Genomic DNA, 15,206 nt, shown 5'->3' with positions numbered 1-15,206 from the left:
TTTAGCGGACCGCCGTTTCCCAAGTGAGCCGCAGCTGCCAGATGTATACGGCCAAAATCGTCTTCGCATCGGCGATCCGGCCCTCGGCGATATGCTGCAGCGCTTCCTCCAGCGTCGCCTCGTGGACTTCGAGAAATTCGTCGGCATCCGGGGCCATCTCGCCGGCGCTTAGCTCCTCGGCCCAATACAGATGGATGATCTCATCCGCGAACCCCGGGGACGTGTAAAAAGAATGCAGATGCGTCAGCTTGCCGCAGGTATAGCCCGTCTCCTCCTGAAGCTCTCTAGCCGCCGCCTCCAGCGGATCTTCTCCCTTTTCCAGCTTGCCTGCCGGAATCTCCAGCTCGCAGCGCCCCATCGCCTGACGGTATTGATCGACGAGCAGCAGCCGCCCCTCATGGACCGCCAGCACCGCAACGGCCCCGGGATGCTTCACAACCTCCCGCGTCGCCAGCGTACCGTCGGGAAGCTTGACCGTGTCGACTTGCAAAGAGATCATTTTCCCGGAAAATACCGGATCGGTCGAAACCGTCGTTTCTTTTAATTGATCAGCTGCCATGTTTAACGTCCTCCTTTTATATAACGCGTAAAGAAACGCGCGAATTCTTGCACATAACTTGTCCAATAAGGGCATATGCTGTTATTATACCAAACCTGCTCAGGAAAGGAGCCTTTGAAAATGAAAAGCTGCTTTTCTCCGACCGCCGTCCGGGCCCAGGGCAAGGCGTGGCAAATCCGCGTTTTGCTGGCGCAATGGCTGAAAGAAGCGGGGCCGGAGGCAAAACTGACGGATCTGATCGATTCCCGGCTCCCGGTTATTCAGTTGCATCGTTTCAGGTTAATAGAAAGCGGGGGGTGAATTATGCGTAGTCCCATCGGACAACCTCAGAACATGGCCAAAATGGTCCAGTTGATTCAAAACTCCGTTGAGAAAGGACGAATCCAGTTTGCCGATAAAATCGCAGGACAAAGCGATATCCATCTGCTCAGCGCGCTGGTGCAGTCCTTATATAAAGCAGGTTACGCGGAGCTGGCCAAAAAACGGATCGCCCTGATCGATCCCGAAACGCTAAGCAGGCCATCTCCCCCTTTTTTGGAGCTTAGCTACATTTGGGCGGAAATGCGTTATGACGAGGGATATTATCGGGAAGCCGCAGCGATCTTTGAGGCGATCGCCGAACAGAGCGGGAATTTGGCCGCCGCCCGCTTCGGCGCGGCTTCCTGTTATTTGCAGGAAGCGATGTTAAACCTGCGGCGCAGAATGGAAATCTACCATCCGCCCGAAGCGGAGCGAATCAAAATCCGCAAGTATTTGGAAGATTTCAACCAAACCCTACATATTATTCAAACCTCGGGCTGGCGCACCGTTAGTTCCGCGGAACAAACGGAACCCAGGCCGGCCCGGGCGGCAACGCTGCTGCATTAACATAACGGCAGCCCAGGGAGCCTTTCCGGCCCTGGGCTGCCGCGTTCCCGGACCGTTTACACGATGCAGGACTGCCGGACGATTTCAAGCGCGAATTCCGCCGCTTTGACGATATCGTCCGCCTTGATTTTTTCCTCGGTGGTATGAATGTTCTCATAACCGATCGCAAGGTTTACGGTCGGAATCCCGTAGCCGTTCAGCACGTTGGCGTCGCTGCCGCCCCCGGAGACGAAAGTATCGCCGGACATATCCAGCGCTGCCGCCGCCTTCCGGGCAATCCGCAGCGCTGTCTCCTCCTCGGAAATGAGGAATCCCCGGTACATGATCTCGCTGTGAAAATTCCCTTTGGCTCCGTACTCCCGGCAGACCGCCTCCACGGCCTCCTTCATTTCCTCCAACTGCCGCTCCACCTTGACCTGGGAAAGGCTGCGCGCCTCGCCGTACAATTTGACGTGATCCGGTACGACATTGGTCGGGCCGCCGCCTTCAAATTTTCCGATATTGGCCGTCGTTTCGTCATCGATGCGGCCGAGATTCATCCGGGCAATCGCCTTGCCGGCGACCTGAATCGCGCTGATGCCGTCTTCCGGATTGACCCCGGCATGCGCCGATTTGCCGAAAATTTCGATTTCGACCCGCGCCAGGGTCGGAGCCCCGACGCAAATCGTCCCGACTTCGCCGTTCGTATCAAGGGCGAATCCGAATTTGGCGTCCAGATGCTTGACGTCGAGCGCCCTTGCCCCTCTCAGGTTCGACTCCTCGCCGGCCGAGATGACGAACTGGATTTTTCCGTGGGGGATATTCCGTTCGCGCAGCACCTGGATCACTTCCAGCAGTACGGCCAGACCGGCTTTGTCGTCCGCGCCCAAAATCGTCGTTCCGTCGCTGCGGATCCATCCGTCTTCGCCGACGACCGGTTTGATCCCTTTCCCGGGCTCTACCGTATCCATGTGGCAGGAGAACAGGAACGGCTCGGCGTCAACGCTTCCGCTGGCCGCCAGGGTCGCGATCAAATTGCCGGCGCCGTGGCCGGTCTCGGCTTGCGAGCCGTCCTCCACCAGACCTAAGCCAAGTTCGGACAACTTGTTTTTCAAATAATCCGCAATAAGGCGTTCGTGTTTGGTCTCGCTGTCGATTTGCACGAGCTCCAAAAACTGTCCGATGACTCTGGTTTCGTTGATCATTGGACTTTCCTCGCTTTCTTCGTTACGATAGAATAAGTGAAAATATACGTTTATGTTGGAGGAGTTTTCTCTATGCAAAAAAAATGGATGAGAATCGTCGTATATTTGATGCTGTTTGCGATGCTGGCTTCCACGCTGCTCGCCTTCCTGGAGCCGCTTTTTATTCGTTAACCGCCGGCTCGAACGCTCCGGACCGGCCGAACACCGCGGAAAACAGCGGAACGAGATCGCGCGCAGCCTCTTCAACGGTAAAGTTCCGGCCGGTGACGTCTTCCAGCGAAGTTACCCCGTATTCCTGAATGCCGCAGGGAATGATGCCGCGGAAGCCATCCTCCTGGATGCCCGACTTCACATTCAAAGCAAAGCCGTGGCTCGTAATAAACCCTCTTTTATGACGGCATTTATTAAACTTCACGCCGATGGCGCAAATTTTGACATCCCCGACCCAAACGCCGGTGTATTCCGGTTTCCTGCTGCCTTCCACCCCAAAACGGGCCAAATAATTGATAATCACCTGCTCCAGCTGGCGCAGATAACCGTGCAAATTAAGGCCCTGGCCGGCTTCCAGCCAGAGCAGCGGATACCCGACCAGCTGTCCCGGACCATGGTATGTAATATCTCCGCCGCGGTCGATTTCAAACACGGAAATCCCCCGCTGCTTAAGCTCTTCCGGACCAAGCAGCAAATGCTCGGGGTGGCGCTGGGAACCGATCGTATATGTCGGCGGATGCTGAAGCAGCAGCAGGTGCTCCTGCTGCTGTTCTCCGTCTATCGCTTTAACCAAGCGCTTTTGCAGTTCCCACGCTTCCCCGTACTCCATCATCGGATAATACATTACTTTCAAGGGAATGTTGTTCATCTGCTTTTCGCCTCTTTTAGGTTGGAATTAATATACCTGAGTATCCAAAGAGTAGCTTTCCATATTGTCCTTCACCCGCTGCATGAAACGGCCGCAAATGACCCCGTCCAGGATGCGGTGGTCAAGGGACAAACAAAGGTTGGCCATGGAACGTACGGCGATCATGTCGTTGATGACGACCGGTCTTTTGACGATCGACTCGAACGTTAGAATAGCGGCCTGCGGATAATTGATGATCGGCTGCGTCAAAATAGAACCAAAGGACCCCGTGTTGTTCACGGTAAACGTTCCGCCCTGCATATCATCCAGCTTCAGCTTGCCGGAACGGACTTTCGACGCCAGCTCTTCAATTTCCCGGGCAAGGCCGGCGATGTTTTTCTGGTCGGCTTTTTTGATCACAGGCGTCATGACGGAATCTTCGGTGCCTACGGCAAGCGAGATATTGATGTCCCGTTTGACGATGATTTTGTCCACCGCCCAGACCGAGTTCATGATCGGATAATCCTTGATCGCGCCGACAACGGCTTTAAGAAGGAAAGCCAAATACGTTAAATTGACGCCTTCCTTTTTCTTAAACTCATCCTTCAGCTTATTACGGAGCTGCACGAGGTTCGTCACGTCCACCTCGATCATCATCCAGCCGTGCGGAATTTCCGACACGCTTTGGCGCATCCGCGTCGCAATCGTGTTGCGGATCGGGGTCACGTCGATGAAATATTCGGAGCGGTCGCCATTCTCCACTTCGATCGTCGGAATACGCGGCGTTTCCGTCAAATGCAGGCCGGAATTGCGAACCGGCTCGGAAACGGCGGCGTTCAGTCCGGCCGGGATCGGGCTGGCCGGAGCGGCGTACGGGGCCGGCTCAACCGGTGCCGCTGCCGCAGATGCTGCGCCCGGCTGAGCCGGCTGCTGCTGCGATGGCTGCGCCGGCTGGTTGGCCGCTGCTCCCGCGGATGCAGAAGCCGCCGAAGCGGCCCCGCCGCGCTCGATAAAGGCCAGCACGTCCTTGCGGGTCACGCGCCCGCCCAGCCCGGTGCCGGCGATCTGGCGCAGATCCAGGCCGTGTTCGGCCGCCAGCGTCTGCACCGCCGGCGAGTAACGGCTGCGCTGCGTACCGTCGCTTGCCGCGAGGCTCGGCGCAGGGGCCACCGTCGAACCTGGTCCGGCGGTAGCCAGGGATGTATCGCCGGCTGTGGAACCGGCCGCCTCCGCAGCCGTCTCGATCCGGCAGATGACCGTTCCCACCTGGATTTCCTGACCTTCCTGGGCCAGGAGTTCGCCCATAATCCCGTCCACCGTCGACGGAATTTCAGCGTTGACTTTATCCGTGATCACTTCGCAAATCGGTTCGTATTGCTCGACCGGATCTCCCGGCTTTTTCAGCCACTTTCCGATGGTCGCGGAAACGAGCGATTCCGCTAGCTGGGGCAACGCGACGTCGGTAAACGTTTTTTGGTTTGGCATGAAATCCTCACTCCCGTTAATAAAGCGCCAATTGAAGCATCGCTTCTTTGACTTTATCCTTGCTAAGCATAAAAAACTTCTCCATCGGCGGACTGATCGGCATCGCCGGCACGTCCGGCCCGCACAATCTCCCAATCGGCGCATCCAGCTCGAACAGGCACTCCTCGGAAACGATCGCCGCCACCTCGGCGCCGATGCCGCCGGTTTTATTGTCCTCGTGCACGATCAGCACTTTGCCGGTTTTACGGGCCGCCGCAATAATCGCCTCGCGGTCCAGCGGCTGGAGCGTGCGCAAGTCCAAGATATGCGCGCTGATGCCCTGCTCCGCCTCCAGCTCCGCGGCGGCCTGCATCGCGAAATGCAGCGGCAGACTGTAGCCGATCACGGTAATGTCCGTGCCTTCGCGCAGCACCTTCGCCTGGCCGATCGGCACGATGTAATCGTCCTCGGGGACGTCCTCTTTAATCAGCTTGTAGCATTTCTTGTTCTCAAAGAACAGCACGGGATCGGGGTCGCGAATCGCCGCTTTCAGCAAGCCCTTGGCATCGTAAGCCGAATAAGGGGCGACGATTTTCAGGCCCGGGGTGCCAAAAAAGATCGATTCCGGGCACTGGGAATGGTACAGCCCGCCAAAAATGCCGCCGCCGATCGGCGCGCGCACCACGACAGGACAATTCCAGTCGTTGTTGGAACGGTAGCGGATCTTCGCCGCCTCGCTAATAATTTGGTTCGTGGCCGGCAGCATAAAATCCGAATACTGCATTTCGGCAATCGGCTTCATGCCGTACATGGCCGCGCCGATCGCCACGCCGGCGATCGCCGATTCCGCCAGCGGCGTATCGATCACGCGCATCTCCCCGAACTGCTCCTGCAGCCCTTTCGTCGTCGTAAACACGCCGCCCTTGACGCCGACGTCTTCCCCTAACACAAACACGCTTTCGTCGCGCTCCATTTCCTCTTTCATCGCCAGACGAATCGCGTCGATATATTCCATTACCGGCATAACTTACACCTCTCCTTCGCTGGCGTACACGTGCAGCAGCGTATCCTCCGGTTTCGGGTACGGCGCGTCTTCCGCCGCCTTCAGCGCGTCCTTTAGCTGCTGCTGGATATCCTTAAGCAGCGCTTCTTCGCGTTCCTCACTCCATAAGCCGTGTTCGATCAGATAGGATTTCATTTTCGGGATGCCGTCCTTTTTCCAGTTCTTATCGACTTCTTCTTTCGTCCGGTAAGCCAGATCGTTATCCGAAGTGGAGTGCGGGGACAAACGGTACATCATCGCTTCGATCAACGTCGGCCCCTCTCCGCTAACGGCCCGCTCCCTGGCCTCCTTCACGATGCGGTAAACCTCAAGGGCGTCGTTGCCGTCGACCCGGATGCCCGGAAAGCCGTAGCCCTGGGCCCGGTCGACCACCCGGCCGCCAAGCTGCTTCTTGATCGGCACCGAGATGGCGTATTGGTTGTTTTCGCACAGGAAGATGACCGGCAGCTTCTGAACGCCGGCAAAGTTCAGGCCTTCGTGGAAGTCGCCCTGGTTGCTGGAGCCTTCCCCAAACGTTACGTACGAAACGCTCGTCTTTTTTTGCATTTTGGCGGCCAAAGCAAAGCCGACGGCATGCGGGACCTGCGTCGTTACCGGGCTGGAGCCCGTCACGATGCGCAGCCGCTTGCTGCCGAAGTGACCCGGCATTTGCCGTCCGCCGCTGTTCGGGTCGCCCGCTTTGGCGAACGCCGACAGCATCAGTTCCTCCAACGTCATGCCTACCGCCATTACAAAGCCGTAGTCGCGGTAATAGGGCAAAAAGTAATCATGCTGCCGGTCAAGCGCAAACGCTGCGGCAACCTGAGCCGTTTCCTGCCCGATGCCGGAGACATGAAAATTGATTTTCCCCGCCCGCTGCAGCAGCAGACAGCGCTCATCGAATTTGCGCGCGAGCACCATGTATTTGTACATCTCGACGACTTCCGTGTCCGACAATCCGAGTTGCTCATGTTGCGGTTTGGTTTGCACTGAACTTTTGGCGTTCATGGGAGTTACCTCCTTTGTTTAACTTACATTGGGTTGAAATGCAAGATTAGCACCTTGTTACATCTAATCTTAAAACCTGGTACTAAGACTTGGAATAACCTTATTATAAACGCTTTTCCGCCAAAAAGAAAACTTTATCCGCGAAATGCTTATAAGTGCGTGTTCAAAAAGTCGGGTTTTCAGCACAACCTCTATAAAGAAAGCGAGTTTCCTTCGACAACCAAGGCCGCTTCCCCGATAATTTCCGAGAGCGTCGGATGGGCAAACACCGCTTGTCCGATTTCCCACGGTGTCGCGTCAAGCAGCTGCGCAAGCGCAGCCTGGCTGATCAGCTCGGTGACATGCGGACCGATCATGTGAACGCCCAAAATGTCGTTCGTGCGAGCATCGGCGATCATTTTGACGAACCCTCCGCTTTCCCCCTGCACCAGCGCTTTCCCGATCGCCGAAAATGGAACTTTGCCCTCCTTCACTTCATATCCTTTGGCTTTGGCCTCTTTGGCCGTAAGCCCCACTGAAGCGACCTCCGGGCGGGTATAGACGCAGCGCGGCACTTGGGAGGCGTGATAAGCATGCGAGCTCTCTCCGGCCAAGTGATGCACGGCCGTCAGCCCCTCATGGCTTGCGGCATGGGCCAGCTGCAAACCGCCGATGCAATCGCCGATCGCGTAAATATGCGGTTCCGTCGTCTGCATATTTTCATTTACCCGGATGAAGCCCCGGTCTAAACCAATGTCGGTATTTTCCAACCCGATGTTCTCCACGTTCGCCTGCCGGCCGATCGAAAGCAGCAGCTTGTCCGCCTGCAGCCGCAGCGGCTTTTCTCCCTGCAGTGCCGCTATATGTACCTGCCCCTCCTGAATCTCGCAGGATTCGGGATCCACCTTCACCCCGGTCAGCACTTTTACGCCCCGCTTCTCCAACTGCTTGCGCAGTTCGCGGGCCACATCCTCGTCCTCCGCCGGGAGCAGCTGATCCGCCGCTTCCACGATCGTGACTTCCACCCCGAAATCGCTCAGCAGGGAAGCCCATTCGACACCGATCACCCCGCCGCCGACGATGATCATCGAACCCGGAAGCTCCTCCAACACGAGCGCCTCGTCGCTGCTAAGCACATGCTTTCCGTCGGGAACCAGACCGGGCAGTGTACGCGGCCGCGAACCGGTGGCGATGATCAGATTGGCCGGGACGACCGTCTCCATTTCACCATTCGCCAGCTCCACGGCAACCGCCCCGCTTTTCGGAGAAAAGATCGAAGGACCGGTGACCCTGCCCCTGCCCTGAATCACCTTGATATTATGCTTCCGCATTAAATATTGAACACCTTTGTGCAGCTGCTCGACGATTTGCCCTTTTCTTTCCTGCACTTTGGGAAACACCAATGTCAGTCCGCTCGTCTCAATGCCGAAAGCGGCGCTCTCCTTCATTTGCGCATACAGCTCCGCGCTCCGCAGCAGCGCCTTGCTCGGAATGCAGCCGCGGTGCAGGCAGGTTCCGCCAAGCTTGTCCTGTTCGATAATTACGACCTCCTTGCCGAGTTGGGCAGCGCGAATCGCGGCAATATAACCTCCCGTGCCCCCTCCTAAAATCGCCACATCACATTGGATTGCCATAATCAAATCTCCACCATTCTTTTAAAATCGCTATATATAAGTCCCATGCGTTTGCGCCATAAATCCAACTCCTATTTTACCCTGTTTTGCCCTTAATACAAATCCGGTCCTGAAATGGACAGAACATGCCGAACAAGGTATGATGAAGAGGAATGCCATTTCTGATCGGAAAGGACGATCCTGCTCCATGAAGCTGATGATTTCCCGGTTCATTGCCATTCTTATGCTGGTGATACCAGGCATAGCCGCCATGACCGGGTTCCTTAAAATAAAGGATGCCCTATTTGATTATATGTCCAAACACGGTGACGATTCGCTTGCCAAAGTCACGTTCGACTGGCTGCAATTCGGTTTTGGATTGCTGCTGTTTGCCGCAGGCGTCGGCTTTTTGGGCGGCTGGATTTTTTTCCGCGACCGCAAACGCAATTATGTTGGACCAAGATTTCGTAAAAAAGAACCCGCGCAAACAGAGCAAAATCAATCCGGCACATGAATAAAAGCTGTTCCCGGCGAATTGACTTCACTTACGCGGGACAGCTTTTTTTAGTTTATTCGTATAACGCTTCTTTGAGTTTGCTCGACATCCGCGCCCCGTTCCGGGAAGCCCGCAGCAGCGCTTTGCGCAGCCGGACATTCTCCGCCGACAGCTTTTCCGCTTGGCCGATCAGCTCGCGCACAAGTTGTCTGTCCGCTTCGCTTAGCCCGGAACGCTCCGCCAATTCCCGGCAAGATTCCAAATCAAAATCCAACTCCAAATCGTTCTCCATCATCCCCTCATCCTCTCTTAATCGCATTTAGCGTGCTGGATCGCCTGGGTCAGCAGCGAGATGACATGCCCGTCATCGCAGCTGTAGTACAGCGTGTTTGCTTCCCTGCGGTATTTCACCAGGCGCAAATTCCTCAGCATGCTAAGCTGATGGGATACCGCCGATTGCGACAAGTTCAGCACCTCCGACATATGCGTCACCGAACATTCCTCTTCGGAGAGCAAATACAAAATTTTAATTCGGGTAGGATCCGACAGCGCTTTGAAAATCGTCGAAACTTTTTCGAGCGTATCCGGACTCAAAAACGAATGCACATCTTTTTCCATGAAAACTGCCTCCAGCAATTATTGTACATGAGCATATGTTCTTTGGCAGAATATCTCTGCCGGCGCATCTTGTCAACCCGCACAACCCGCAAAAATGAAAAGCGGCCGCTTGCATTGGTGATCTAGTACATGTATGTTCCGGCAAGATGATTTACAAATTTCGTTTTATCTGTTGTCTTTGACCCCGCCTTAGTGTCGCCGTTACGCTTCATGCATTCCGTTCGAATAAAAAAGCTCAAAAGTTATTAATACTTTCCGAGCTTACTGTCAGTGTTATCAGCGATGCGTGACTCCATATCAATTTCGGATTAACTCACGGCTTAACAAAAAAACAGCTGATTTGCAGAAGAATAAGGAGGCCATTCTATGCACAACCTGTAGGTAAACGAATTTTTGGAACTTCGCGTTCCGCTTCATAAAGAGTTGGTCAGCAGATCAACATCCGCTGTCCGGACGCTTTGCACGATTATCCCATTTGATCCGGAAGCAGAGAGGAAGATAAATTCAGGAGAAGAAAAATGAAAGGACCGTGAGTATCCCCCACCCTCTACCCCCTGAACAAGAGGGATAATCATGCAAAGCAGCATGCAGGATACCAAGGCAGTCATAATTTATTTGTCAAGCACTGATCTCGGTTTTGAGCCTTCTATAATGTTAAAAAACACCGCTCCTTTACCGGTTTCCGAAGGAACCAATAAATAAGCGGTATTTTTGGTTTTTTTGGATATTTGCCTCCAAAATTAAACTGGCTAGATGCCGTTGCCAAAATCCGAAATCCTTTGCCGTACCATTACTCCTTACCCTTTCACGACACTTTGTGCTCAATTCTCAGCTTGTCGGCCACCATTGCGATAAATTCGCTGTTGGTTGGTTTGGATTTGGAAATATTGATCGTGTAGCCGAACAAATGGCTGATGGAATCGATGTTGCCACGCGTCCAGGCGACTTCAATCGCATGCCGGATGGCGCGTTCCACACGGGATGGCGTCGTCTTGAATTTCTCCGCGATCGCCGGATACAGCGTTTTCGTGATGGCACCCAAAATTTCGATGTTGTTGTAAACCATCGTGATGGCTTCGCGCAAATACTGGTAACCCTTAATATGCGCCGGAACTCCGATTTCATGAATGATCGAAGTAATATTCGCATCCAGGTTTTTGCCTTTGCCAAGCGGAACAACGTTCGATTTCGTAAAGACGGCCGCAGGAGCTCCGCCGGTCGTCATATGCTGTACGCCAACGAGCTGACGAATTCGATTGGCGAGCACCTCCATGTCAAACGGCTTCAAAATGTAGTAAGAAGCGCCGAGCTGGACGGCACGCTGCGTAATGTTCTCTTGCCCGAAGGCAGTCAGCATGATGATTTTAGGCTGCGGATTCAGATTCAAATCACGGATACGTTCCAACACGCCCAAACCATCCAGGTGCGGCATGATGATATCCAAGATCAGAACATCCGGTACTTTGGCCGCGTTTTCGATCATCTCCAGCACTTCTTCTCCGTTATAGGCGATTCCGGAGACGATCATGTCGTCCTGCTCCGAAATATATTCCGCAAGCAAATTCGTAAATTCCCGGTTATCATCCGCCAACAACACTTCGATTTTCTGCACTTTCCAACTTCCTCCTTCAAGTAAATGGATAGTTTTTTGTTATTCTCTTCTTCCCAGAATAAGGATTCGACACACAAAAGTAAATTCCTTCTGTCGAAAATTATTTTTCTTTATTTTTTTGCGGAGTTAAGATATAATAAATTATTTATTTACACAAAGCGATGTTGTTCGTATGTTTTCGACAAACCTATACATCATTCTGCTTGCCGCATGTCGACAAAAAGGAAAAAATCTTAAGGCTTTTAGCTCGCCTTAAGATTTTGGAAAGTGTTCTGGGGACGTTCCAATATTCCCGCATCCTGCAGCATCCATTCAATAAAGCAACCGTAACCGGATTTCGGATCGTTTACAAACACATGGGTCACGGCGCCGATCAGCTTTCCGTTTTGCATAATCGGGCTGCCGCTCATCCCTTGCACGATCCCGCCGGTTTTCTCGACCAGCCGTGGATCCGTGATCCGCAGGACCAGTCCTTTCGTTTCCGGCACGCTTTGTTTGGAAACATGCACGATCTCGACTTTAAAACGCTCGACCCGCTGTCCTTCCACAACCGTTAAAATTTCAGCGGGACCTTCTTTGACTTCCTCGGCAAACGCTACGGGCACCGGTTTCTGATAAACGCTGTGCTCCGGATTTTGCGACATCTTTCCGAAAATTCCAAAATGCGTGTTGCGTTCAATAGTACCAAGCATTTTGCCTTCCTTCAAAAAGTGGGCGCGTTTTTCACCGGGCTCCCCGCTTTCGCTTTTGGAAATCGAGGTAACGCTGGATTGCAAAATTTGACCGCTGCCCACGACAATCGGCGTTTGGGTATTCATATCGGTAATAATATGACCTAACGCCCCATATACACCTTGTTCAGGAGCGTAAAACGTCAAAGTGCCTACCCCTGCCGCTGAATCGCGTATATACAGCCCCAGCCGCCATGCGCGATCTTGCTTGTCAAATGCCGGAGTTAAAGAAGTCGTGTATTCCTTGCTGTCCCGTTGGTAGGTTACCTGCATCGGTCGTTTGCTCTTACCGGCCGCTTCGGCGATTTCCGCCACATCTCGAACATCCTTCAACTTAATGCCGTTGATGTGCGTGATCAAATCTCCGGCCTCAATTCCCGCCGCCTCGCCGGGAGACAGCTTGCTCGTGTCCGTGAGCACCTGATGGTGGCCAACCACTAAAATTCCCGCTGATTTCACTTTAACTCCAATCGTTTGACCGCCGGGAATCACTTTTAAATCAGGAATTACGTTGACCTTTACGGTCTTAAGAGGAATTTGACCGAATAATTTCATGCGGAGTTTGGCTTCTCCGCTCCGAAGCGACGAAAGCTTGAGCGGATGTCCCAAAGACACTTTCATGGAAGGGTTAGGCTGCCCGTTTAAGCGGATGACATCGGGCCGATCGACGCTGACTTCGGCCTGTACGGGAAGTGCTAACGAAATTTGCGTGCCTTGGCCTTGGAACAGGCGCAGTTGGTCCGGCAGAACAGGCGCGTGTCCCTTTGCTGCGGACGTACCGATGAAACAAAAGAAGAAAGCAAGTAAAAGACCGAGCATTCTTTTCCTGAGGTTCGGGTTCAATGGCTGTCACGCTCCCTTAGCTTCTTTCGCTTGACGAAAAGGTGGTCGCCAATTGCGTACCCTTAAGATACCCCGGGGCAGGTCTTTTATTACTGTCAATCATTGTGCCGTACTTAATAAGCCATCCTTCTGCGCCTGTGCCAGCTTCAGCATTTCATGAGCATGGTGCCGTGTCTTTTTCGTGATTTCCACGCCGCCCAGCATGCGGGCAAGCTCGTTTACGCGCCCTGCCGCATCCAAGGGGTTTACGCGGGTCATCGTCCGGCCATCGTCCACAATTTTTTCGATTAAATACTGACGATCCGCCATACAAGCCACCTGAGGAAGATGCGTAATGGCAAAAACCTGGCACGCGCCGGACAACCGCGACAGCTTGTTGGCGATCGATTGGGCGGCGCGCCCGCTAACTCCCGTATCCACCTCGTCAAAAATCAATACAGGCACTTGATCATGGCGGGCAAAAATGCTCTTTAAAGCCAGCATCATCCGGGACAATTCGCCGCCGGAAGCGATTTTACTCAGCGGTCTGAGCGGTTCCCCCGGGTTGGGGGAAATGAGGAATTCCGCGCTGTCGATTCCCTGCTTGCCGGGCCTTACCTTTTTGCCTTGCCACTCCAAGCCTTGCGGGTCTTCATTCCAGGTTAGTTTGACCTGCAAACTGGTCCGCTCCATTTGCAAATCCTTCAATTCGCTTTCGATTTGTTCCGCAAGATCCGTGGCGATTTGCTGCCGTACAGCGCTTAATTCGGCAGCCTCCGCCAACAGCTTGGACGTCATTTCCGAACGTTTGGCTTGCAGCTGCTCCAGCAGTTCGTCCTTATTTTCAAGCGTGTCCGCTTCCTTGCGGATTTTTTCGTAATAATCCAAAATCCCCTGAACATCGTCTCCGTATTTGCGCCGCAGGGTGGAAATCAAATCAAGCCGTTCCTCCACTTCCTCGAGCCGTTCGGGGTTAAATTCGATGCGCTCCCGGTATCCCCGCAAACCGTATGCCGAGTCCTCCAATTGGTAATAAGCGGACTGCAGCTGTTCGACCAGCGGAGCAATCCCTTTGCTGTCGTAGCCCGCGACCTCGCTTAAGCGGGCGATCGCCTTGGCGACGGCATCGAGCCCTTGCGGCCCGTACAGCAGTTCATAAGCCCGGGACACCGAGTCCATCATCTTCTCGCTATGGGATAGCTTGACCTTTTCCTCGTTAAGCAATTCATCTTCGCCCGGTTTTAAGGAGGCCGCGGCGATTTCGTTGATCTGGAACCGGTACAGATCCAGCATTTGCAGGGCCTGCTGACTCGTATTGCGAAGCTCGCTGTATTCTTTATCGATCCGGACAAATTCGGCATAAGTCTGCTGATATTTCGTTTTGATCGGCTCGATCGCGCCGGCGCCGTAGGCGTCCAGCAGCTCCAGGTGGCGCTCCGGGCGGAGCAGCGTCTGATGCTCGTGCTGTCCGTGCAGATTGATCAATTGATCGCCGACTTCGCGCAGCATCGACAGATTGACGAGCTGGCCGTTGACTCTGGCCGAGCTTTTGCCCTGCATGCTGATTTCCCGGCGGATGATCAGCAGTTCTCCGGGATCGCCGCCGATGCCTAACCGGCTTAACGCAGTCCAAACCGGATGATGCTCGGGCAGGTCGAAGGATGCCTCCATTTCGGCTTTGTCGCAGCCGTAACGGATTAAGTCGGCCGAGCCGCGGCCTCCCGCAATCAAGCCAAGCGCATCGATAATAATCGATTTGCCGGCGCCCGTTTCGCCCGTCAGTACATGAAAACCGGAAGCAAACGAAATATCCACCGCTTCAACAACAGCCAAATTGCGAATCGATAAATGAACCAACATGTGAAGGCCACTCCCCTCTTTAAATCAGAGATTTTCAGGAATTCACCCGGAAATATAGCTCATAATCTGCTCAATCACATATAAACCGTACTCCTCGCTGCGGCAGATCAGCAAAATCGTATCGTCCCCGCAAATCGTCCCAAGCAGGTCGGGCCATTCCATGTTGTCGATCAGAACAGCCACCGAGTTCGCCGTCCCCGGCAGGCATTTCATCACGACCAAATTGCCCGTGTGATCGATATGTACGAAGCTGTCGATCAAGGCCCGCTGCAATTTCTGCACGGGATTGTAACGCTGCGCGGTCGGCATCGAGTATTTGTACCTGCCGTCATCGGTCGGCACCTTGATCAGCATTAATTCTTTAATATCGCGGGATACGGTCGCCTGCGTCACCTGGTAACCGGCCTCACGCAAAGCCTCCACCAGCTCGTCCTGGGTTTCGATTTCCTTCGCTGCGATGATCTCGCGAATTTTAATATGTCGTTGTCCTTTCATAAATGCCCTCCATAAGCC

The 15,206-nt window shown here is 53.9% G+C and carries 17 protein-coding genes; 4 read left to right on the top strand and 13 right to left on the bottom strand.

Translation table 11 applies throughout. The features are described from left to right. Window position 1: 1 nt before the first annotated feature. Window positions 2–559, bottom strand: coding sequence for an NUDIX hydrolase (locus DYE26_RS02065; RefSeq protein WP_036621815.1), 558 nt, complete (start codon window positions 557–559; stop codon window positions 2–4). A gap of 120 nt (window positions 560–679) precedes the next feature. Here DYE26_RS02065 and DYE26_RS02060 point away from each other — a divergent pair, with 120 nt between their 5' ends. Both DYE26_RS02060 and DYE26_RS02055 read left to right on the top strand, forming a co-directional pair. Further along, entirely contained in the window at window positions 680–859 is a 180-nt protein-coding gene (locus tag DYE26_RS02060) for a hypothetical protein (RefSeq protein ID WP_036621812.1), read from the top strand. Between the two features lie 3 nt (window positions 860–862). After that, complete coding sequence (locus DYE26_RS02055) at window positions 863–1,426, top strand: hypothetical protein (protein ID WP_036621811.1); 564 nt, start codon at window positions 863–865, stop codon at window positions 1,424–1,426. Between the two features lie 56 nt (window positions 1,427–1,482). On the opposite strand, the gene DYE26_RS02050 is transcribed toward DYE26_RS02055, so the two are convergent. After that, window positions 1,483–2,610, bottom strand: coding sequence for a M20/M25/M40 family metallo-hydrolase (locus DYE26_RS02050; protein WP_036621808.1), 1,128 nt, complete (start codon window positions 2,608–2,610; stop codon window positions 1,483–1,485). A gap of 72 nt (window positions 2,611–2,682) precedes the next feature. On the opposite strand from DYE26_RS02050, the gene prli42 reads away from it, so the two are divergent. Next, window positions 2,683–2,781, top strand: a complete 99-nt coding sequence (gene prli42, locus DYE26_RS02045; RefSeq protein ID WP_115311167.1) for a stressosome-associated protein Prli42 — start codon at window positions 2,683–2,685, stop codon at window positions 2,779–2,781. Here the strand turns inward: prli42 and lipB are convergent. The 5 genes from lipB to lpdA all read right to left on the bottom strand — a co-directional run bounded on the left by lipB (window position 2,771) and on the right by lpdA (window position 8,575). Then, the gene (gene lipB / locus DYE26_RS02040; RefSeq protein WP_036621805.1) at window positions 2,771–3,469 is read right to left on the bottom strand and encodes a lipoyl(octanoyl) transferase LipB; all 699 of its coding nucleotides are present in this window, start codon (window positions 3,467–3,469) and stop codon (window positions 2,771–2,773) included. The two genes, prli42 and lipB, sit on opposite strands and share 11 nt — an antisense overlap. 27 nt (window positions 3,470–3,496) lie before the next feature. After that, window positions 3,497–4,933 (bottom strand): dihydrolipoamide acetyltransferase family protein, encoded by a 1,437-nt coding sequence (locus DYE26_RS02035; protein WP_036621802.1) that lies wholly within the window; start codon window positions 4,931–4,933, stop codon window positions 3,497–3,499. A 16-nt stretch (window positions 4,934–4,949) separates the two neighbouring features. Continuing rightward, the gene (locus DYE26_RS02030; RefSeq protein WP_036621800.1) at window positions 4,950–5,936 is read right to left on the bottom strand and encodes an alpha-ketoacid dehydrogenase subunit beta; all 987 of its coding nucleotides are present in this window, start codon (window positions 5,934–5,936) and stop codon (window positions 4,950–4,952) included. 3 nt (window positions 5,937–5,939) lie between these two features. Continuing rightward, entirely contained in the window at window positions 5,940–6,962 is a 1,023-nt protein-coding gene (locus DYE26_RS02025) for a thiamine pyrophosphate-dependent dehydrogenase E1 component subunit alpha (RefSeq protein WP_036621798.1), read from the bottom strand. 191 nt (window positions 6,963–7,153) lie between these two features. Further along, entirely contained in the window at window positions 7,154–8,575 is a 1,422-nt protein-coding gene (gene lpdA, locus DYE26_RS02020) for a dihydrolipoyl dehydrogenase (protein ID WP_036621795.1), read from the bottom strand. A 187-nt stretch (window positions 8,576–8,762) separates the two neighbouring features. Here lpdA and DYE26_RS02015 point away from each other — a divergent pair, with 187 nt between their 5' ends. Beyond that, the gene (locus DYE26_RS02015; protein WP_036621794.1) at window positions 8,763–9,068 is read left to right on the top strand and encodes a DUF2627 domain-containing protein; all 306 of its coding nucleotides are present in this window, start codon (window positions 8,763–8,765) and stop codon (window positions 9,066–9,068) included. Window positions 9,069–9,123: 55 nt separating this feature from the next. On the opposite strand, the gene DYE26_RS02010 is transcribed toward DYE26_RS02015, so the two are convergent. The 6 genes from DYE26_RS02010 to ahrC all read right to left on the bottom strand — a co-directional run bounded on the left by DYE26_RS02010 (window position 9,124) and on the right by ahrC (window position 15,188). Further along, the gene (locus tag DYE26_RS02010) at window positions 9,124–9,342 is read right to left on the bottom strand and encodes a hypothetical protein (RefSeq protein WP_036621790.1); all 219 of its coding nucleotides are present in this window, start codon (window positions 9,340–9,342) and stop codon (window positions 9,124–9,126) included. Window positions 9,343–9,359: 17 nt separating this feature from the next. Next, window positions 9,360–9,668, bottom strand: a complete 309-nt coding sequence (locus DYE26_RS02005; protein WP_036621788.1) for an ArsR/SmtB family transcription factor — start codon at window positions 9,666–9,668, stop codon at window positions 9,360–9,362. An 805-nt stretch (window positions 9,669–10,473) separates the two neighbouring features. Next, window positions 10,474–11,280, bottom strand: coding sequence for a sporulation transcription factor Spo0A (gene spo0A / locus DYE26_RS02000; RefSeq protein WP_036621785.1), 807 nt, complete (start codon window positions 11,278–11,280; stop codon window positions 10,474–10,476). A gap of 242 nt (window positions 11,281–11,522) precedes the next feature. Further along, entirely contained in the window at window positions 11,523–12,854 is a 1,332-nt protein-coding gene (gene spoIVB, locus DYE26_RS01995) for a SpoIVB peptidase (protein WP_036621783.1), read from the bottom strand. 99 nt (window positions 12,855–12,953) lie between these two features. Continuing rightward, window positions 12,954–14,693, bottom strand: coding sequence for a DNA repair protein RecN (gene recN / locus DYE26_RS01990; protein WP_036621781.1), 1,740 nt, complete (start codon window positions 14,691–14,693; stop codon window positions 12,954–12,956). A gap of 42 nt (window positions 14,694–14,735) precedes the next feature. After that, on the bottom strand, window positions 14,736–15,188 hold the full coding sequence (gene ahrC / locus DYE26_RS01985; RefSeq protein ID WP_036621779.1) for a transcriptional regulator AhrC/ArgR: 453 nt from the start codon (window positions 15,186–15,188) through the stop codon (window positions 14,736–14,738). Between the last annotated feature and the right edge of the window lie 18 nt (window positions 15,189–15,206).

This window comes from Paenibacillus macerans (genome assembly GCF_900454495.1).
In the GTDB taxonomy this organism is placed as follows: Bacteria; Bacillota; Bacilli; order Paenibacillales; family Paenibacillaceae; genus Fontibacillus; species Fontibacillus macerans.
This window is presented reverse-complemented; position numbering and strand designations above follow the sequence as displayed.